Source organism: Nocardia sp. Marseille-Q1738 (assembly GCF_965283145.1).
In genome coordinates this window covers 448,333-466,300 of sequence record NZ_CBDIMS010000004.1, presented here as the reverse complement: position 1 = coordinate 466,300, position 17,968 = coordinate 448,333, and the positions used below count along the sequence as shown (strand labels likewise).

General features: G+C 67.3%; 18 protein-coding genes. 7 read left to right on the top strand and 11 right to left on the bottom strand.

All coding sequences use genetic code 11. From position 1 onward, the window contains the following. Positions 1-122 precede the first annotated feature (122 nt). From ACWPXK_RS18755 to ACWPXK_RS18745, 3 genes are all read right to left on the bottom strand, one after another. Entirely contained in the window at positions 123-1,373 is a 1,251-nt protein-coding gene (locus ACWPXK_RS18755) for a cytochrome P450 (RefSeq protein WP_454197424.1), read from the bottom strand. A 1,041-nt stretch (positions 1,374-2,414) separates the two neighbouring features. Continuing rightward, the gene (locus ACWPXK_RS18750) at positions 2,415-4,265 is read right to left on the bottom strand and encodes an acyl-CoA dehydrogenase family protein (RefSeq protein ID WP_454197423.1); all 1,851 of its coding nucleotides are present in this window, start codon (positions 4,263-4,265) and stop codon (positions 2,415-2,417) included. A gap of 115 nt (positions 4,266-4,380) precedes the next feature. Beyond that, complete coding sequence (locus ACWPXK_RS18745; protein ID WP_454197422.1) at positions 4,381-5,637, bottom strand: cytochrome P450; 1,257 nt, start codon at positions 5,635-5,637, stop codon at positions 4,381-4,383. A 686-nt stretch (positions 5,638-6,323) separates the two neighbouring features. Here ACWPXK_RS18745 and ACWPXK_RS18740 point away from each other — a divergent pair. The 6 genes from ACWPXK_RS18740 to ACWPXK_RS18715 all read left to right on the top strand — a co-directional run bounded on the left by ACWPXK_RS18740 (position 6,324) and on the right by ACWPXK_RS18715 (position 11,683). Beyond that, positions 6,324-6,677, top strand: coding sequence for a hypothetical protein (locus tag ACWPXK_RS18740; protein ID WP_454197421.1), 354 nt, complete (start codon positions 6,324-6,326; stop codon positions 6,675-6,677). A gap of 67 nt (positions 6,678-6,744) precedes the next feature. Further along, positions 6,745-7,389, top strand: a complete 645-nt coding sequence (locus ACWPXK_RS18735; protein ID WP_454197420.1) for a pentapeptide repeat-containing protein — start codon at positions 6,745-6,747, stop codon at positions 7,387-7,389. 216 nt (positions 7,390-7,605) lie between these two features. Continuing rightward, positions 7,606-8,646: an AraC family transcriptional regulator gene (locus ACWPXK_RS18730; protein WP_454197419.1), complete on the top strand. Its 1,041-nt coding sequence runs from the start codon at positions 7,606-7,608 to the stop codon at positions 8,644-8,646. Between the two features lie 415 nt (positions 8,647-9,061). Continuing rightward, positions 9,062-10,087: a PP2C family protein-serine/threonine phosphatase gene (locus ACWPXK_RS18725; RefSeq protein ID WP_454197418.1), complete on the top strand. Its 1,026-nt coding sequence runs from the start codon at positions 9,062-9,064 to the stop codon at positions 10,085-10,087. A 78-nt stretch (positions 10,088-10,165) separates the two neighbouring features. Next, the gene (locus ACWPXK_RS18720; RefSeq protein ID WP_454197417.1) at positions 10,166-11,026 is read left to right on the top strand and encodes an SDR family oxidoreductase; all 861 of its coding nucleotides are present in this window, start codon (positions 10,166-10,168) and stop codon (positions 11,024-11,026) included. A gap of 120 nt (positions 11,027-11,146) precedes the next feature. Beyond that, positions 11,147-11,683, top strand: coding sequence for an AAA family ATPase (locus tag ACWPXK_RS18715; protein ID WP_454197416.1), 537 nt, complete (start codon positions 11,147-11,149; stop codon positions 11,681-11,683). Between the two features lie 16 nt (positions 11,684-11,699). Here ACWPXK_RS18715 and ACWPXK_RS18710 read toward each other — a convergent pair whose 3' ends face one another. From ACWPXK_RS18710 to ACWPXK_RS18690, 5 genes are all read right to left on the bottom strand, one after another. After that, positions 11,700-13,205, bottom strand: a complete 1,506-nt coding sequence (locus ACWPXK_RS18710; protein WP_454197415.1) for an FAD-dependent oxidoreductase — start codon at positions 13,203-13,205, stop codon at positions 11,700-11,702. Between the two features lie 49 nt (positions 13,206-13,254). Further along, on the bottom strand, positions 13,255-14,190 hold the full coding sequence (locus ACWPXK_RS18705) for a glycosyltransferase family 9 protein (protein ID WP_454197414.1): 936 nt from the start codon (positions 14,188-14,190) through the stop codon (positions 13,255-13,257). Between the two features lie 311 nt (positions 14,191-14,501). After that, the gene (locus tag ACWPXK_RS18700; protein ID WP_454197413.1) at positions 14,502-14,828 is read right to left on the bottom strand and encodes a hypothetical protein; all 327 of its coding nucleotides are present in this window, start codon (positions 14,826-14,828) and stop codon (positions 14,502-14,504) included. Beyond that, positions 14,825-15,286, bottom strand: coding sequence for a hypothetical protein (locus tag ACWPXK_RS18695; RefSeq protein ID WP_454197412.1), 462 nt, complete (start codon positions 15,284-15,286; stop codon positions 14,825-14,827). The genes ACWPXK_RS18700 and ACWPXK_RS18695 overlap by 4 nt, the downstream gene beginning before the upstream one ends. An 86-nt stretch (positions 15,287-15,372) precedes the next feature. Next, the gene (locus tag ACWPXK_RS18690; RefSeq protein WP_454197411.1) at positions 15,373-15,714 is read right to left on the bottom strand and encodes a hypothetical protein; all 342 of its coding nucleotides are present in this window, start codon (positions 15,712-15,714) and stop codon (positions 15,373-15,375) included. A gap of 196 nt (positions 15,715-15,910) precedes the next feature. Between ACWPXK_RS18690 and ACWPXK_RS18685 the strand changes: the two genes are divergently transcribed. After that, positions 15,911-16,330 (top strand): CBS domain-containing protein, encoded by a 420-nt coding sequence (locus ACWPXK_RS18685; RefSeq protein ID WP_454197410.1) that lies wholly within the window; start codon positions 15,911-15,913, stop codon positions 16,328-16,330. A gap of 10 nt (positions 16,331-16,340) precedes the next feature. Here ACWPXK_RS18685 and ACWPXK_RS18680 read toward each other — a convergent pair whose 3' ends face one another. The 3 genes from ACWPXK_RS18680 to ACWPXK_RS18670 are packed head-to-tail and all read right to left on the bottom strand — an operon-like array spanning position 16,341 to position 17,898. Further along, a complete protein-coding gene (locus tag ACWPXK_RS18680) occupies positions 16,341-17,060 on the bottom strand; it encodes a metallophosphoesterase family protein (RefSeq protein WP_454197409.1) in 720 nt (239 codons plus the stop codon). A 5-nt stretch (positions 17,061-17,065) separates the two neighbouring features. After that, entirely contained in the window at positions 17,066-17,335 is a 270-nt protein-coding gene (locus tag ACWPXK_RS18675) for a BON domain-containing protein (protein WP_454197408.1), read from the bottom strand. Further along, positions 17,335-17,898, bottom strand: coding sequence for a nucleotidyltransferase family protein (locus tag ACWPXK_RS18670; RefSeq protein WP_454197407.1), 564 nt, complete (start codon positions 17,896-17,898; stop codon positions 17,335-17,337). The genes ACWPXK_RS18675 and ACWPXK_RS18670 overlap by 1 nt, the downstream gene beginning before the upstream one ends. Positions 17,899-17,968: the final 70 nt, after the last annotated feature.

The following is a 17,968-nucleotide window of genomic DNA, read 5'->3' as shown; positions in this document are numbered from 1 at the left end:
GCAGCTCGAGGGGTGACCGGACCTCGCTCCCGGATGCGGGCGATCTCGCCCTGGATATCCGCTCCTTCGGGATCGAGGACGATGGGGTCGGAGTGGTTGTCCATCGGAAAGTTCTATCTGCACTACTGGTACGGACTGCCGCCCGGATGAATCGGCGGGCTCTTGGGGAATATGACCGGCAACGCCTCCAACGCCCGGTGAAACGGCCCCGGTCGCCACTGCAACTCGGCTTTCGGCACTGCCAGCTTCATCTCGGGTAGGGCACCCAACAGCTGGTCAATCGCGTCCTGCACGATCAGCACCGCGGCCGAGCGTGCGGGGCAGGCGTGCGAGCCCGTACTGAACGCCAGATGCGGCCGGTTGTCGGTGACATCACCCGTCCGGATAGCAGGGTCGTTGTTGCACGCGGCCATGCTGATCAGCACTGGCTGATGCGCCGGCAACCATATATCGTCGATGAGGATCGGCTGCTGCGGATAACTGATGCAGTAGTTCGACATCGGCGGATCGTTGAACAAAACCTCCTCCAGCGCATCCCGCGTCGACTTACTCCCGTCGAGCACTTGGCCCGCGAACCGCTCGTCGGTCAACAGCAGCAGCATGGTGTTCACGATCAGGTTCACCGGCGGTTCGATTCCGGCGGCATACAGCAGCACCAGCTGGTGCAGCATCTCGTCGTCGTCCAGCCCTACCGGATGCTCGATCAGCCAGCTGGTGACATCCGCGCCCGGATTGATGCGTTTGAACCGAGTCAGTTCCAGCAACGCCTCGGACAGCATCTGATTGCCGCGCTCGGCATCGACGGTGTCGAGGATCGCCGCCATCCCGATCGCCGCGCGTTGGCTTATCACCGAAGGGCTGCCGAGCAGCGCATTGAGTGTCCCGAAGATGACGGGCAGCGCGTACTGGCTCACCACATCGCAGTGCCCGTCCTCGCGGAACGAGTTGATCTGCGGGATGGCGATCTGCTCGATGGTCGTGTGCAGCTGGTGCAGATCGACCTTGCCGAGCGCGTCCGCTGCCGCCGACCGGTACCGGCGGTGGTCTTGGCCTGCGCTGCGGATCGGGTTCGGACGCCACTCCATCATGGGCCGGACCGGACAGTTGGCGGGAATGCCGCGTTCCCAGACGCGCGGATCGGCGGGGAAACGCTTCGGGTCGTGGAGGATTCGCAGTGCGGCTTGGTATCCGACCACCAGGGTGGCCGGTACACCTGGAGCCAGCTCTACCGGCGCCAGCGAGCCGAAACGGTGCCGCATCTCGCCGTAGAACTTGTGCGGATCGGCCGCGAATTCTTCGGAGTAGAGACGCACTCGCGGACCATCGAAGCCCGCGAGCGACGCTATCGGAAGGGTTTCGCTGTAGGAAATCACTTGGTTCCTATGGGGTTATCGAAGTTGAAGACGACCGCCGGGTCGCGAACAGGCGGGCCAGGGGTTGCGGCCACGTCGGTCCATGGATCGCTCACGAATGTGAATGCACCGGTGGTGTGTGGGCTGACCCACGCCCCGACAGGTCGACGTCCTCTTGTCTGGAGACTGCCGAAAGCATTCCCGCACAGTAGGTTCCGGTGCTGGCCGGTCTCTACCGTTTTTTTGTAAGTTTGTGGACATTTTTTGTAGGCGGGGTCGAGGGAGACAAAGGGGCTCCGAAGCGGACTGTCAGACATGGATCGGCATCAGTGGATACAGCCTCCATACGACGACGGCGTCGCCGGGAACGGTGATCACTCGTCGTAGCCAGACGGACCTCGGGTCTACGGTGCCCGGCTGGACTGCGTCTGTGCAGGGGCCGCAGACGGTGGTGGTCCTCCTGTTACCCGCCCGCATCTGCGCGTCGACCAGGCGGTCGTAGCGACCCCACTCGCACACGACGAATTGCTTCACCGGCTCGGTATCAGCCGGATGTCAGCAACTCGGGGGTCGGCCATCGTGTAGAGGTACGCGAGCCTGCCTACCCGCAGACATCCTCGTGATCGACTCGCGGTGCGCCGAAGCTCCACGTTTCGCGGGTGGACGCCTGGGACGGGCAGTCGGCCTGGCGGCGTCGCGACCGCTGCAAGCGTGCCGTGTCGTTCACCACATCACCGGCATGTGTCCAGTCTGTCATGCGGTGTGGTGAAAGCGGATACACGCCACGCCGTGGGCGACACGGAAGCCCGGGCCTTTGACCTCGAAGGCCCACTTCGACGGCGGACTCCGCAGCCAAATCGGCTGCCCCAAGCTGGCAGCCGAGAACCCGACGGAATCCATCGAAGCTGATCGGCCACCGGTACGCCGCCGCGTGGGCGAATGCCTTCCACGCCTCGATATAGTCGGCGCCGAACAGGGGCGTGTTGAGTAGAGGTGGAATGTCGACGGCGGTTGTCAGTACCGAGGCAAGCGGGCGGGTTACATCCGCTGCTGGCTCAGTCGCTACTGCCGCTGGTGCTGTGACCCGGCGGGATATGCGCTGAATGAGTCTGCGCCCCAGCCCGCGTACTCCGTCCACCACTCGATGTATTTGTTGAAGATCGGGCCGGGTAGGGCGGGGATGTGGAAAGCATCGACCAGGATTTGCACGTGTTCGGCGAGCACCTCGTAGTGCCTACGCAATCCGGACTGCACCGTGACCGCTCGCTCCGATGGCATGAGGCCGTGCGCGTTGTACCACGTGCCGCGCGCGTCGATACGTTCGAGCGCGTAGGCCTCCGCTGCGGAGAGGGCAAGCGTCCGGGCGGTGGGATCACTGATGGCGAGCGCTTCGGCATACATGGCTGTCGCCGCAAGACGTTCCACAGTCGCGGTAGACCGCTCGATCGCCGCAGAGTCCCGGCCCAGCACTGCGCCGACAGATTCGTGATCACCGCGGCGTACAGCGTCATGAATGATGCGTTCACGGTCGATGAGCATGCGGATATACCACGGAAGGACCACAGGCGTGCCCGGCAGCCGCAATGCTGTCAGGTCGAGGTCGGATTTGCCGGCCGTGACCAGCATGAGCTGGTTGATCCCTTCCGCGTTCTGGATGGCGTCGGTATTGCCCAGCCATTCGACGAGGTGGTTGACGGTGAACGTGCCTTGCGCCCCAGCTGTTTGACGGCACATCAAGACGACGTCATAGGCAGTGTCCGACAGCAGCGGCTTGGCCAGCATCGACCACACCGATTGCGCGGGATCGTGCCCGACGGCCGCGGCCCTCATGTCGCGGATGCGTCGCCCGAGCACGCTGGTGACGTACACGTTGGCGATCGCGGAGGCGAGGTCGCGCTTTATCGCGTCTCGGTCGGCCATCCGCGTGCCGTTGCCTGGCTGGCGGTCATTGGCGTAGTTGACGAGTCCGGCCAGCGCGGCACGGGCGCTGGCGATAGCTGCGTTAGCCAAGTCCAGGCGACCATTGCCCAGGACGTTGATTGCTGCATGGAACCGTTGTCGCGGGTTCAACGCAGACTCGAGTTGATCGTTGTTGGTCATGCGGGCCCACTCACCACCCAGCAGCGCCTCGCGGGGCACCCACACCCGGTTGAACCGGATCATGGCGTGATCCATCGGAGCCTTCAGCTTGTCTGGCAGGTCTGCCATTTCAACGCCATCGGCCAGGCCGGTCGCGGTGCGCAGTCTCAGCAGGAATGGCAGGACGCCTTCGTCGCGGCCGTCGATGACGAGTCGTGCAGTGACGACAACGGTTTTCGGCACGTCGGGGTCGGCGACGTTCGGCATGAATTTGATCGCCGTCTTCGACGGTGTGTGCAGCCAGAAACCTCCGCCCTGGTGCACGGGGTCCCAGGTCGCGGTCGTTTGCTGGTCGGCGCCGTTGGTGCCGCCGAGTTCGGTCAGCATCAGCACGCCCAGCGTTGCGCCGGTGTTCAGCTCATCCAGGCATTGCTGCTGGTAGGCCGAGCCGTCGCCGAGGGCGAGGATCGCGCCGATGGCGAGATCGAAGTGCCCGGTGAGCACGAGGAGGAGTCGTGGTGCCGCGACTTGCGCCCAGTCGCATAGAGCGCCGCGAAGCAGGGTGTCAGCGGCGATCTCGCTGGCTGACCGGCCCAGCCGCGCGATCACTTTCGACAGCTGAGCCGGCGCGGTCTGGGTCTTCTGGGTGTAGGTTTCCCCGGATGATGGCGGGTCGGGCAATTCGGAGATGATGTCGCGGACGTGGGCGTACAGCGAGGAATATGGGCCGAAGATCACCTCGCGCAGCGCCTGCACGGCCTCGGGAGTGGTTTCTGTTGATATCAGTGGTGGCTCGGTGGAGGGACCGGCGGTGGGAAGATCTGCGATTGTCATGCTGTACCCCTTTGGAAAACTGATCCAGAGAACCCTTGCCCGGGGCCGAGTCGACATTCGCTGGGTCCCGGGATTCACGCGCACAGTCCCCCCAGCCCACCTCACTCTCGTATCGTTACATCGGACTCAGTGGCTCATATGGAAAGACGACCGGCAACGCCTCCAGCGCCCGGTGAAACGGGCCAGGTCGCCATCTCAACTCGTGCGGTGGAACTGCCAACCGCAGCTCCGGCACTTGATCGAAGAGATGTGTAAGGGCATCGACCGCGATCTGATAAGACATTGCCTGTGCAGGCTGAGGGCATTCATGCGGCCCATTGCCAAAGCCGATGTTCCATCGACTACCAATCGTTCCGTTGTCACCGGTTTTGAAGTTCGGATCGTTGCAGCACGCAGCCATGCTGACGATTACGGGCCGATCGGCGGGCAGCCAGACGCCGGCGACGACAGTCCGCTGGGGAGGATAGGTGATGCAGTAGTTGGCCAACGAGGGGTCGCTTGCCATTACCTCGTGGACCACATCATGAAAGGGGAAGAACCCCGAAAAGCGGGGGTCGGTCAGCAACGCCAGCGCGCTGTTGGCAATCAGGTTCTGGCCCGGCTCCATGCCCGCCGAAAAACAGGTGACGAAGGCGTGAACCAGCTCCACGTCGGTCAGGTTCGCGGGATGCTGGACCAGCCGGGTGGCGACGTCGTTTCCTGGTTCGGCGCGCTTGAGTCGGACGAGATTCAGGAACGCCGCCTCGAACCTTTCATTGACCGACTGCCAGGTGTTCTGCGAGTCGAACAGAGCGGCGCTTGCGGCGGCGATCTCCTCACCGATTGACGCTGGGCAGCCGAGGATTGCGCAGAGGACGTTGAACACCAAAGGCTGGATGTAGCTTGTGATGAGATCAGCGGTCCGCCTGCCGACTTCTGCCTCCCTGGTCGGGAATGACCTGATCAGCGGCTCCGCCGCGGCCTCGACCATCTTCAGGAGGGCGTACTGGTCGACACCGGCCAGAGCATCATTGGTCGCACCGCGGTATCGAGCGTGGACGGCGCCGGAGCTGCGGAGCGCGTTGGGCCGCCATCCCATCATCGGCAGAATCGGGCAGTCGCTATCAATCGTCTGTTGCCAGCGACGAGGATCGTGCGGGAAACGCGCCGGATCGTTCAGTATCTCCACAGCAGTTTGAAGACCGATGACCAAGGTCGCGCGCACTCCCGGATCTATCTCGACCGGGATCACCGAGCTCCCAAAATCTTTGCGCATGCGGCGATAGGCGCCGTGCGGGTCAGCGGCGAATTCATTGGTATAGAGAGGGACTGCCTGGCCGAGGTCGTCGACGTCGAGATAGTTGACGCCCTGGAGAGGGTGTGTTTGCTGCACTGAGAGGGTTCTCCTTGAAGGAAGACAGAGTTTGGTTCCGGAACGCCTTCACTGCGCGCGACAAGCTCGGTGGGCGCTTCGTCGGCGTAGTCCGAAGCCAGTGGTTGCGGATTGCTGAGCCAGCTACTGCTCGCGGACGGGTAAGAGGGGCGGGCGGCGAACGGCGGGCGAGAGTAGTCGCTGACCTGCTGCGGGCGCGGTGATCTCGAGCGATTCTTCTGCCCTGCGCGACCTCGACACTTTGAACTCCCTGCTCACGCCGTCACCAAATGGCGCTACGACCCGTACCGACAGGAAACCGACCGGTACGTCAAACAATCTAGACCACAGCGCATTTCGACTAACGGCGTTTCAGCATACTCACATCCGTGACCGTTCGCACCGCGAACCACCCGGGGTGGCTACGCGTCCGCAGACCGGCCCGGGGGTGGGACATATGCAGTTCGGCACCTTGGGGTGAGGCCATCGGCCAGCATCCGGGTACGCGTCATCTCCTCGATACCTGAGTAACAGGGGCCATCCGGCTGTGGGCCCGGCACTAGCTCCCGCCGGATGACAATTCCTGCCGAGTCATCGTTTACCCAGCGCGGTCAGCGACTCGATTGGCTCCGCCAGGACTTGTACGTACTCACGCGGAGGTGTGACGGGAAGCGCGGGGCCTGTCTCCGAGACGTGGTGCACGCAGGATGGCACGACGCGGCGCCCAGCTACGCCGACACCGACTGGCCGCAGATCATGTTGCTCTACGAACGCCTGCTCGCCTCGCTGACAATCCGACGATCGCGCTCAACCACGCCGTCGCCGTCGCGATGGCCGTGGGCCCGGGCGCCGGGCTGAATTTGGTCGACGACCTCGCCGCCGACGACCGTCTCGCCGACGATCATCGCCTGCATGCCGTCCGCGGCCATCTGCTGGAGATGACCGGTGATCCCGTGGGCGCACGCGCGGCGTATCTGACCGCGGCGCAGCGCACCATGAGCACGCCGCAACAGCGCTACCTGCTCTCGCTGGCGGCCCGCCTGGACGCGCCCGCCGACTGAGCGGAACTTGTCATGGCGCACCGGAATACTCGGCGTCGACCGATCGTCTGACGAAATGGAGGAGCGCATGTCGCGCGAACTCGACGACCTGCCCTACGCGCGGTACCTCGCCGCTCCGGAAGGCGATCTCGAGGCGGAGGGCGATTACGACTGCGTCCGGGTGGACGGCGGCGAACTGGACGATCTCGACGTACGGCATGCCCGATTCAGCGAGTCGGTGTTCACCTCGGTCGCCATCACCCGGGGAAGCCTGCGCTACACCCGCTTCAGCGATGTGTGGCTGCGCCATGTCCGCTGGGTGGGCACCGAGCTGGCCGACACCGCCTGGCTGGACGGCGAGGTGGTGTCGGGCGCGATGTCCGGTGTCGATATGGCGGGTGCGAATCTGCGCCGGGTGCGCTTCGAAGGCTGCAAATTCGACTCGGTGAACTTCCGCGGCGCGCAGTTGCGCGAAGTGGCCTTTGTGGACTGTGTCCTGCGCGACTGCGATTTCGCCGAGGCCGCGCTGACCGACCTCACAGTGCCCGGCTCGGCACTGGTCCGGCTGTCGCTACGCAATGCCAGGTTGGCGAAGGTGGACCTGCGCGGCGCGACCACCCTCGACATCAACGACGGGCTCGAGAGTCTGCGTGGCGCGACGATCACCCACGTGCAGTTGATGGACCTCGCGCCCGTCTTCGCGCATTCCCTCGGCATCACCGTGCGGGACTGATTCGTCCCTGACCGGCGTCGGACCCGCCGCGACCGAGCGGATGAACCCGTGGTCGGGACGGACAGGGAGGCGAACCGCAAGCGCCGAAAACCACTGTGCGACAGGCCCTGCACGCCCGCTCCGAACCCCATTTCGGCGATCCGGCGATGCGGGGCACCCCCGATTGATACATTGCGCCGGTACCGCGCAGTACCGCTTCATCGAGGAATGCGAGCCATGGTCGATCGGGATACTCTCCGCAGCACCGCGGGCGTGCGCATTCTCGTGCGGATCGCCGGAGAGCGCGGGATGGCGCCCGCCGAGTGCCTGGCCGGAACGGCGGTGTCGCCCGCGGCCCTGCTCGATCCCTCCGCCGAGATCAGCGCGCACGACGAATTACGCGTGGTGCGCACGGTGCTGGGCCGTTTCGGCGACGAACCCGGACTCGGTCTCGTCGCGGCGGCTCGTCAGCACTTCCGCTTGCGCGGACCGTGGGGACTCGCCATGCTCGGTAGCCGGACACTGCGCGAGCTGATCGAGGTGGCGCAACGCAGTGCGGGCCGCAGCGTGCCGCTCGGTCGGCTGACCTTCGAGGAAGCCGACGACGAAGCGCGACTGCTGTTCCAGGACGCCGAGATTCCGCCGGGCATGCGGGCATTCTTCGCCGAAATGACGCTGGCGGGACTGCCCGCCTTCGATCGCGAACTGTACTCCGTCGGCGTCCCCGTCCGGCGGGTGAGTTTCCGGCACGCGTCGCCGCGCAGCATCAAGCGCTATCGGGAGGTCTTCGGCGTCGTACCGGTTTTCGGCGCGACGGTGAGCGGGGTGGTCTTCGACCGCTGTCTGCTGGATCAGCCGCTGCCACCGGCGAACGACGCCGCGCGGGACTGCTGCGGGCAACTGTGCCGCGATCTGCTCGACCGGCGCCGCACCCGCACCGGCGTCGCCGCCTCGGTGCGCGATCTGCTGGTGCGCGATCCGGGTGAGATCCCCGATCAGGCGACGGTCGCGCTCGGCCTGTACATGAGTTCCCGCACGCTGTCGCGGCGCCTGCACGAAGAGGGAACGTCGTTCCGGGCCCTGCTCGACGAAGTGCGGCAGACGATGTCGGAAGTGTTGCTCACGCATACCGATATGACCACCGAACAGGTGGCTGCCCGGCTCGGCTACGCCGAAGCGGCCTCCTTCATCCGCGCCTTCCGTCGCTGGCAGGGCTGCCCGCCGCAGACTTTCCGCTCGCGCGGCCTCCGGCCCTGTCGCGCGCCCGAATTGGTCTGAGCGCCGCGCGCGGCGTGCGCCCCCCGCGGCCCGGGCAGACCATCGGCTACCGCGGTCTCGGCCATGAGCCCGGTCGATCCAACACTGGGATCTGGCAGCCGGAACACTCCCGTACTATCGCCATCGGAGTTGGCCGGGCGGGGAGACGAAGGAGGACGGTGTGGACGTTCGCACCAACAACGAGCCACTGTGGTTACGGTTGGGCCAACGACTTGCGGACAATGGACGGATCGCGACGGCGTCGCCGGACAGCCCGGGAATCGTGCCATGAGCAAGCCGGGGCCGAGGGCCAGCGAGGTGCGGGCATGAGCGAGCGCAGCGAGCGAACAATGGACACAGCCGAGCGCAGCGAGCGAACAATGGACACAGCCGAGTACTCGCTCGTGCCGGGGCCGAGCGCCAGCGAGGCGCGGGCATGAGCGACGACGGCAGCGACCTACGCTGCGCGGGGTGTGCGGCGGTCGGACTGGACAGCCGCACTTGCCCGTCCTGCGACCGCGAACTCGGCTACCGCTACGTCGCGCTGCCCGGCCACGATCCCACCCCGTGCGCGCAGTGCGGTGGAACGCGATTCGACACCGACGGACGATGCGCGCACTGCGGACGGTCCCGTCGGGCGCCGGATCGCTACGCCGCCGACCTCGGCGCGGTCGCGGTCCTCACCGATCGCGGAATCGTCCATGGGCGCAATGAGGATGCCGTCGCCGCGGGCGTACTCGACAGTGCGATTACCGGGTCGTCCACGACCGTCGTGATCGCGGTCAGCGACGGAGTCTCGACCTCGGCGCGGCCGCAAGTGGCCTCCGGTGCGGCAGTACGCGCGGGCGTCGGCGCCACCGCCGCCGCGCTCGCCGCCGGGCAGGGCGCGACCGACGCCATCATGCTCGGTCTCGCCGCCGCCGCGCAGGCCGTACGCGACGTCGACGTCCCCGATGGTCCGGCTCCATCGTGCACCTACGTGTCCGCCGTCGTGGTGCACAACGGCGCCGATACCGAGATCACCGTCGCCAATGTCGGTGACAGCCGGGCCTATTGGCTGGCAGAGACGGGCGACGAGCCCTCGCGGCGGTTGACCGTAGACGACTCCTGGGCGCAAGCCCTGGTCGATGCCGGTGCGATGGACGAGCAGGCCGCGATGGCCGACCCGCGGGCCCACACGCTGATCCGCTGGCTGGGCGCGGACAGTCCGCCGGAACCCTGGGCGGACAACTGTGTGCGGACGGTGCGTGCCACGGGTCCCGGCGTGTTGCTGCTGTGCTCGGATGGGTTGTGGAACTACCTGCCCGCTGCGGCCGCCTTGGCCGACAAGGTGGCCGGGGCCGCTCCGGCGGCGGCGGCAGACACGCTCGCCGAGTTCGCATTGGGTTGCGGCGGAGGTGACAACATCACCGTCGCGCTGGCTCCGGTGCCGTGGCGGGGCAGCCGTGATGACGACCGGTGACGGGCGCCAGGGGATCGCGAAACACTGTTTCCCAGTTCCATAGACAGTGATGTTCATGGTTGCGTATGGTCGTCGACTATGACGAAGTTCGGCGGTAAGACCTGTTTGATCACCGGCGCGGCCAGCGGCCTCGGTCGGAGTACGGCACTCGCGGCCGCGGCCAAAGGCGCCGCGCTGGTCCTCACCGACATCGCCGCCGACGGACTCGAACAGACCGCCGCCGACGCGCGTGCGGCGGGCGCGACCGTGCACGTGGCCACGGCCGCCGACGTCAGTGATTACGACCAGGTCGTCGCGCTCGCGGCGGAGGCGCACGCCGCGGTCGGCAGTGTCGACATCGTCATGAACGTGGCCGGGATCGCTACCTGGGGCACCGTGGACCGGCTGACGCACGCGCAGTGGCGGCGCACCATCGACATCGACCTGATGGGTCCGATCCACGTGATCGAAGCGTTCGTCCCTGAGATGATCGCCGCGGGACGCGGCGGGCATCTGGTGAACGTGTCGTCGGCCGCGGGATTGTTCGGACTGCCATGGCACGCGCCCTACAGCGCGGGCAAGTTCGGCTTGCGCGGGGTCTCGGAAGTGTTGCGTTTCGACCTGGCCCGGCACGGCATCGGAGTGAGTTTGGTGTGTCCGGGTGCCATGGCCACACCGATGGTCGACAGGGTCGACATCGCGGGCGTCGACCGGACGGCCGAGGCGGTACAGCGCGGGATGTCGCTGTTCATGCGCCACGCGGTCACGCCGGAGGCGGCGGCCCGGTCGATCGTGCGCGGCGTCGAGCGGAATCGGTACCTGATCTTCACCTCGCACGACATCCGCATCGGCTTCTGGGCCCAGCGGTACATCCCGCCCGCGTACGCCCTCGCGATGCGGGGGCTGAACTGGGCGATGACCCGCTACGTCGAGCAGAAGGTCAACGCGCCCGCCCGCTGACCTCTCGCGGATCACGCGCGGCGGGACATCCACCCGGGCCGATCAGCTTCTGCCCGGCTACACGGCTCGCCGGTGCGTTCGCCCGGAAACCGTTCGACGGCGACGCCACGGTGCGCCATCATGATCACCATGGCGTCCGCCGTCTATCTGATCACCGGCATCCAGGCCGCGGGCAAGTCCACCGTCGCGCAGGCACTGGCCGAACGGCTCCCGCGGTCCGCGCATGTACGTGGCGACACCTTCCGGCGATTCGTCGTGAACGGGCGTGCGGAGATGAGCCAGGACCCGTCGCCGGAGGCGCTAGCGCAGCTTCGATTGCGCTACAGCCTGGCCGCGGGCACGGCCGACGCGTACGCCGACGCGGGGTTCACGGTAGTCGTGCAAGACGTGGTCCTCGGCGAATTCCTCCCGTGGATGGCGGATCTGATCATCACGCGTCCGCTGTACGTCGTCGTACTGGCACCGCGCCCTGAGGTGGTCGCCGCCCGCGAGGCCGAGCGTGGCAAGGATGCCTACGACGAGTTCACCGTCAAGGGTCTGGACACCGTGTTGCGGGAAAGCACACCTCGGATCGGCCTCTGGGTGGACACATCGGACCTGACGGTCGCGCAGACCGTCGACAAGATCCTCGCCGACGCTCGCCCCTTGGGCGACTGACACCGGTCGGGTCCGCTCAGGAGGTACTGCGCGGCACTTGCAGTGGAGTGAGGGATCTGGTCGCCGGCCCCTCGAGCAACGTGCCGTCGGGCGCGAACCGGGAGCCGTGCAGCGGGCAGTCCCAGGTGCGTTCGGCGTCGTTCCAGCTCACGATGCCGTACAGATGCGGGCAGATCGCGGAGACCCGCGTCGTGGTGCCGTCCACCGTGCACACCGCGGTCGGGTGCAGGCCTTCACGCAGCACCGCGCCGCAGCCTTCGGCCGGGGCGGCGCCGTCGTGCCGGGTGACGGCACGCAGCCAGCCCGCGGAAAGATGCTGGGCCACCGCGCCGTTCAGCTTGGTCGCCGTGGGCAGCGCCTTGAGTTCACTCGGGCGCCAGCTGGCCAGCGCACCCGCCCAGTCCGGCGGATTGCCGACGCGCCGACCGGCCAGCGCGATGGCCGCGGCGACGCCGTTGGTCAATCCCCACTTGGCGTATCCGGTGGCCAGTTGGATGTCGTTCTGGCCGGGGAGCACAGGTCCCACGTAGGGCAGCTCGTCGACCGGCGCGTAGTCCTGGGCGGACCACTGGTGCACCGGTGTCGCGCTGGGGAACCAGGTCCGCGCCCAGCTCACCAGGTCGTCGGCCTTGCGCCGGGTCGACCCGCCGCGGCCGACGACGTGGCCGTTGCCGCCGACGAGCAGCAGCTCGCCGTCCGGTCCCGGAGCGCGCCGCAGGGATCGCGTCGGGCTGCCCGCGCTGATGTACATGTCGTGCGGAATGGGCTCGTCGACGGCGAACGCGGCCAGGTAGGACCGCTGTGGGGTGAGCCGGGCGAAGAATCCGCCGCGATCGAGAATCGGTGTCCCCGTGGCCAAGACCACCGTGCGGGTGGCGAGCTCGCCGTGCTCGGTCGACACCACCAGATCGCCTCGCTCGCCGTGGTGCACGCCGCGCACCAGGGTGGATTCGTAGATCGGTGCGCCGTGCGACTCCACATCCGCCGCCAGCGCCGCGAGCAGCGCCATCGGATCGAGCTGCGCCTGATCGTCGAGGCGGACGGCGCCGTGCGCCGGGAACGGAACATCGAGTTCGTCGAGCAGTTCGGTGGCCAGGCCCGCTTTCTGCGTCGCGGCGTATTCGGCTCGCACCGCGGACATTTCGTCCTCGTTCTGCGCGTAGGTCAGCGCGGCGACCCGCTCGGCCGGAACGCGATGCGCGGCGCAGAAACGCAACAACCACTCTTGTCCCGCGCGATTCGCCTCGACGTAGGCGCGCAGCGTGTGATCGGAGTGGTGTGCGGCGATCTGCTGAGCCCGGGTTCCCTGCAATAGGCTGATCTTCCCGGTGGTGGAACCGGTCGTTCCCGCGCCGACGCGTCTGCCTTCGACCACGGCCACCTCGATGCCGTTCTCGGCCAGCAGCAGCGCCGTCACCAGGCCGGTGAGCCCGCCGCCGATCACGACCGTGTCGAAGCGCGAGCCCGGCGTCAACCGCAATCGCGCCGGGATCTGTGCGCCGTGCAACCAGAGGGAGGTCATAACCCCGAAATAGCCGGTCTCGATAGGCCGAAACGCCCGAGCGCGCTCGTCACACCAGCGCCCGGCGGGTGAGCTGCCGATCCGCGGCGGCGACCACTTCGGCGACGCTGATCAGGTCCAGCCCCGGCGCGGGCGCGTCGGCCAGCGGATCGTCGACGCGGCCTGCCCACAGGACGGTATGCGCCTCGCGTTCCGGCGGCGGTCCCCAGGTCGCGGGCGATTCGGGGCCGAAGATCAGCACCGACGGGGTGCCGAACGCGGTGGCCAGGTGCCCCACACCCGTGTCGCCGCTGACCACTAGCGCCGCGTCGGCCACCGTGGCGGCGAGCTGGCGCAGCGTGAGTTCACCCGCCAGCACGCTGCTTTCGGGTAATCCGGCCTGTCGAGCGACGCCGCACGCGAGCGGACGGTCCGCGGCGCTGCCGACGACGCGCACCGGACCTCCCCAGTCGCGTAGGTCGGCCGCCACGGACGCGAACCGCTCCGCGGGCCAGCGCCGCGCGGGCGCACCACCCGGGTGCACGACGATGGATTCCCGCTCGCCGATGCTCTCCGGCGGCGGCGCGATATCCAGGCGAGCCGGATCGGCCGGAATGCCCGCGTATTCCAGGAGTCGGCACCACCGCGCGGTCTCCGGCAGGTCTGGTTGCCACGCCGGGCCGTGAATCTGCGAAAAGTCCTTGTGGCGGTGGGCGATCATGTGTGCAGGGCCGGTCGCCAGCAGCGCACCGATGCTGTCGGCGTCCGCGCCGTGCAGATCGACCGCGAAAGTGGGTGCGGGCGCGTTCCAGCGCAGCGCGGCCGGCAGCGGAGTCGCGTGCAGTTCGTCGACGCAATCGGCCAGTTCGACGACGGGGCGCAGCCAGCCCGGCGCCGCGAGAACCAGCCGGTGTCGCGGACGGGCGTCGTGCAATGCGCGCAGGGCGGGAACCGCCGTCAGCAGCTCGCGCAGCCCGTGCGCGCAGAGCGCGAGCGTGACAGCCATGGATGCCTCCACAGTGATCGCAAGGGGGGACCCGCCGCCGGGACGACGTCGTTGGCGAACCCGGGGCGGGTGTGCCACAGCTTCGAGCCGCTCGCCGGAAATCCTGCTCGGACGCCGGGAAAACGCGTCTCGAAGTCGCCGGCCGATGTGCTCCACGACGCCGTTGTCGGGGACATGCGCATCGGATTCCGGCAGTACTCCCACCGGGTTGGCGCCTGGGTAACCCACGGCGGGAGCGGTATTCGGGACATGCCCGGTCCGCGCGGTTCGAAACCTGTCGTTTCCACTCCTGCGACGGACAGCTCGACACGCTACTTCGGCACGAGAATGCCGGTGAGATCCGCCTTCCGGATCGGGGTATCCGGATTGGCCTGGGCCGTGCACATCAATTCGATCGCCGCGATCGCGGCATCCACGGTGCGGGCGTCCGGCGTTCCGTCACCCTCGCGTTCCTGCTCGAGGAATTTCTCCGTGGTGATGCGCTGCTTCTCGGCATCCTGGGCGACGAACTCGTTGCACGGGGTGTCGCCGCCCTTGTTCACCACCTTCTGCGGCTCGTCACCGCAGCCTGCCGCACATACGGCCAGAACTGCCAGAACGGCTATGCCCAGCCGACCGGGCCGGATCGCGGCGCTCATCGCCCGACCCCCGCCAAAGCCGAGGCCAGATCCGGCACGTCCAGCGCCTCCAGCGCCTGCTGGTGCACGTCGGGGCAGTTCTGGGTGGTAGCGGTGTCGACGACGGCGCGGTCGGTGACGATCAAGTCGTTGAGGCCGCCGTTGCGGACCGCCCAGTTGTGCACGGTGCCGTTGAAGCTCACCTTGGCGATCGTGGTGCCCTGATCGCGCCAGTTGTCGAGGTCGGCTCGCATCATGTCGCACAACTGCTTCGCCGCGTCCGGCGTGATCTGGTCCGGGTTCGGCACCTGAGTTTCCGCCGGGCCCGGCATGGTGATCGAGACGGTCGGGGAATCGGGCGTCGCCGGAACGGGAGCGCTGTCGCCGTTGTCCGTACACCCCGCGAGCACCGAACCCGCCGCGCACGCACAGGTGATCACGGCGAGGCGAACCGAGGCCCGGTTGCGATGGTCTGTCATTGTCTTCTCCCTCGAAGTAGGCCACCGGGATGGCGACACGAGGCCGCGGTACCCGGCACGGCAAGACGAGATCACGCACCCCCGGGTCAGTGACCGGCTTCGTCCCTCAGCCGCCTGCCTTCGCGCGCTTTGATTCGGCGATGCTCGGCGACGATCACGAGAACTCCGGCGATGATGCACACGGCGCTGACCACACCGGCCACCACCGCCCAGCCCGCGAACCCGTATCCGGCAGCGGTGAGGGTGAGCGCGATGGTCACGACGCCGATGCCGACGAGGATGATGCCCGGCCAGTTCCGGGCGTCCTCGATGGATTCCCCGGCATGCGTGCGGACCGTGCGTGCGTGATCCGGAAAAGTCTCGTGCGAGCGTCCGTGCTGCTCACCGGCGCCGGATCCCGCGTTCGATTCGTTCGGTGCTGGCAGCATCGGACTGTCCTTTCTCTTCAGCGGCAACGATTTCGGTGCGCGGCGGCCGCCGCGCCGGAAGTGCTCCGAGCCGGCGATCGGGGCCGCCATACCGGTCGGATGCCCGCGTTAAGGCATCCGAAACGCGGGTACGACGTGAGCGAGTCGCCCGATCCTCGGGGGCTCGCACAACTCGAGACGTCCCAGGAGGACACCGATGACAACAGCACGGGACATCATGACCCCCGACGTGGAATGCGTCCGCTCCAGCGACACGATCGTCACGGCCGCGCAGCGGATGGCGGAATTGAATGTCGGAGCCCTGCCCATCTGCGGTGAGGACAACCGGCTGAAGGGGATGCTCACCGACCGCGACATCGTCGTGAAAGTGATCGCCCAGCGCAAGGACCCCCTCGGGGTGGACGCCGGCGAACTCGGCGGCGAAGAACTGGTCACCGTCGACGTGAACGACGACGTACGCAAGGTCATGTCGGTGATGTCGCAGCATCAGGTACGGCGCGTGCCGGTGCTGGAGAACGGCCAACTGGTCGGCATCATCGCTCAGGCAGACGTCGCCACCACCGTCGAGAACACCGAGGCGGGCAGCACGGTGGAAGCCATCTCGACCGACTTCTGATCCAGCATGCTCAGACCGCGGCCGGGTGCAGGTCATAGACCGCGTACGCCGCACGAATCACCGGCTGGGCGACATTGCGCACCCGGATGCCGCCCGGAGTCGTGCCGCGCTCGGCGCCCGCGTGCGCGTGACCGTGCAGCGCCAGATCCGCGCCGTGCGCGTCGATCGCCTCGCCCAGCAGGTAGGAGCCGAGGAACGGATAGATCTCCCTCGGCTCGCCGTGCAGTGTGTCGCTGATGGGGGAGTAGTGCGTGAGCGCCACCCTGAGATCGGTGTCCAGCGCGGCGAGAGCACTGCCAAGCGCAGCGGCCACTTCCACGGTGTGCCCGGCGAATTCGCGCATCAGGCGTTCGCCGAAGACGCTGGCGCACTTGCCCGCGAAGCCACCGCCGAAGCCTTTCGTGCCCGCGACCCCGAGCGTCGACCCGTCGACGGTCACCGTCATCGATGTCCCTTCCAGGACCGTGATGCCGTGGTCGCCGAGCAAGGAAGCGATGTCGTGCTCGGCATCGCAGTGGTAGTCGTGGTTGCCGAGCACGGCGGCGACCGGCACGCCGAGGTCCGCGAACTCCGCGGCGACGACCTTCGCTTCGTCGACGGTGCCGTGCCGGGTCAGATCGCCGGCGAGCAGGAGGACGTCGGCCCGCTCGGGCAGCTCACGCAGCGCGGGACGCCACTGCCCGCGCGAATCCACGCCCATGTGTACGTCGCCGACCGCGGCTATCCGCATGCCGCTCAACTCCTTTCGGATTGTTCCTGTTCCAGCGTCTCGGTTTCCACCGGCGCCGCGGGACGGGTGACGTGAACATCGTTGTGGATGCGCGCGTGCGGGAGTTGCTCGCGGACCACGGTTTCCATCTGCTGTTTGCGTTCTTCACTGCTGACTTCGCCGCCGAGTACCACGACATCGCCGCGGATGGTCACCTGCACGCCGAGTTCGGCAGTGCGCGGATCCTCGGCCAACGCGCGGCGCAGATTGGCGACGACGTATTGCGGCTGCTCCATTAGTCCACCTTTCCGGTGCGGGTGATACCGAGATCATCCAGCAGGCCGAGGAAGGCCCGCGCGTACGGCGACGCCTTGGTCTCCTCGCGCACCACCTCCCAGTCCACCTGTTCCCGCAGGTCGCGCGCGATGTGCAGGATCGGGCTGAGGTCGAGCCGATGGGCGTCGAACACCAGCATCTTGTCCACCATCAGGTCGGTGCCGCTGATCACCGGAGCCTTGGTCGGTCCGATGCGCATCATGGTGGCGCGATCGAGCAGTTCGTCGGTCACGTCGCGGTCGTTCGGACGGAAGATCAGGTCGATGAGGATGTCGTCGGCGTAGACCTTGCGCAGCCAGTTCTCCGGCGGTTCGCACGCGCGAAGTCCCGCGCGTGTCAGCGCGTGGACCGCCCGCCCCGCGTCGGCCGGTTTGATGAAGAGGTCGACATCGTGTTGCGAGGCCGGACCGCCGCGAGCGTAGACCGCACAGCCGCCCGCCACCGCGAATCGGATATCGGTACCGGCCAGCGCGTTCACCGCGCGGGTGAGCGCGTGCAGCAACTGATCGGTGGTCACGGCCATGCAGCGGTGGTACCCGGCGGACGCCGGGTTAATCGAGGTTTCCGGCGGGTATGCGACCGGATACGAAGAG

What these genes read in the sequence shown, in the direction of transcription:
- ACWPXK_RS18710 (WP_454197415.1), bottom strand. Translation starts at nt 13,205, where the DNA reads ATGACCTCCCTCTGGTTGCACGGCGCACAGATCCCGGCGCGATTGCGG.
- ACWPXK_RS18690 (WP_454197411.1), bottom strand. Translation starts at nt 15,714, where the DNA reads ATGCTGCCAGCACCGAACGAATCGAACGCGGGATCCGGCGCCGGTGAG.
- ACWPXK_RS18670 (WP_454197407.1), bottom strand. Translation starts at nt 17,898, where the DNA reads ATGGCCGTGACCACCGATCAGTTGCTGCACGCGCTCACCCGCGCGGTG.
- ACWPXK_RS18725 (WP_454197418.1), top strand. Translation starts at nt 9,062, where the DNA reads ATGAGCGACGACGGCAGCGACCTACGCTGCGCGGGGTGTGCGGCGGTC.
- ACWPXK_RS18680 (WP_454197409.1), bottom strand. Translation starts at nt 17,060, where the DNA reads ATGCGGATAGCCGCGGTCGGCGACGTACACATGGGCGTGGATTCGCGC.
- ACWPXK_RS18700 (WP_454197413.1), bottom strand. Translation starts at nt 14,828, where the DNA reads ATGAGCGCCGCGATCCGGCCCGGTCGGCTGGGCATAGCCGTTCTGGCA.
- ACWPXK_RS18740 (WP_454197421.1), top strand. Translation starts at nt 6,324, where the DNA reads ATGGCACGACGCGGCGCCCAGCTACGCCGACACCGACTGGCCGCAGAT.
- ACWPXK_RS18685 (WP_454197410.1), top strand. Translation starts at nt 15,911, where the DNA reads ATGACAACAGCACGGGACATCATGACCCCCGACGTGGAATGCGTCCGC.
- ACWPXK_RS18705 (WP_454197414.1), bottom strand. Translation starts at nt 14,190, where the DNA reads ATGGCTGTCACGCTCGCGCTCTGCGCGCACGGGCTGCGCGAGCTGCTG.
- ACWPXK_RS18750 (WP_454197423.1), bottom strand. Translation starts at nt 4,265, where the DNA reads ATGACAATCGCAGATCTTCCCACCGCCGGTCCCTCCACCGAGCCACCA.
- ACWPXK_RS18720 (WP_454197417.1), top strand. Translation starts at nt 10,166, where the DNA reads ATGACGAAGTTCGGCGGTAAGACCTGTTTGATCACCGGCGCGGCCAGC.
- ACWPXK_RS18715 (WP_454197416.1), top strand. Translation starts at nt 11,147, where the DNA reads ATGATCACCATGGCGTCCGCCGTCTATCTGATCACCGGCATCCAGGCC.
- ACWPXK_RS18695 (WP_454197412.1), bottom strand. Translation starts at nt 15,286, where the DNA reads ATGACAGACCATCGCAACCGGGCCTCGGTTCGCCTCGCCGTGATCACC.
- ACWPXK_RS18675 (WP_454197408.1), bottom strand. Translation starts at nt 17,335, where the DNA reads ATGGAGCAGCCGCAATACGTCGTCGCCAATCTGCGCCGCGCGTTGGCC.
- ACWPXK_RS18735 (WP_454197420.1), top strand. Translation starts at nt 6,745, where the DNA reads ATGTCGCGCGAACTCGACGACCTGCCCTACGCGCGGTACCTCGCCGCT.
- ACWPXK_RS18730 (WP_454197419.1), top strand. Translation starts at nt 7,606, where the DNA reads ATGGTCGATCGGGATACTCTCCGCAGCACCGCGGGCGTGCGCATTCTC.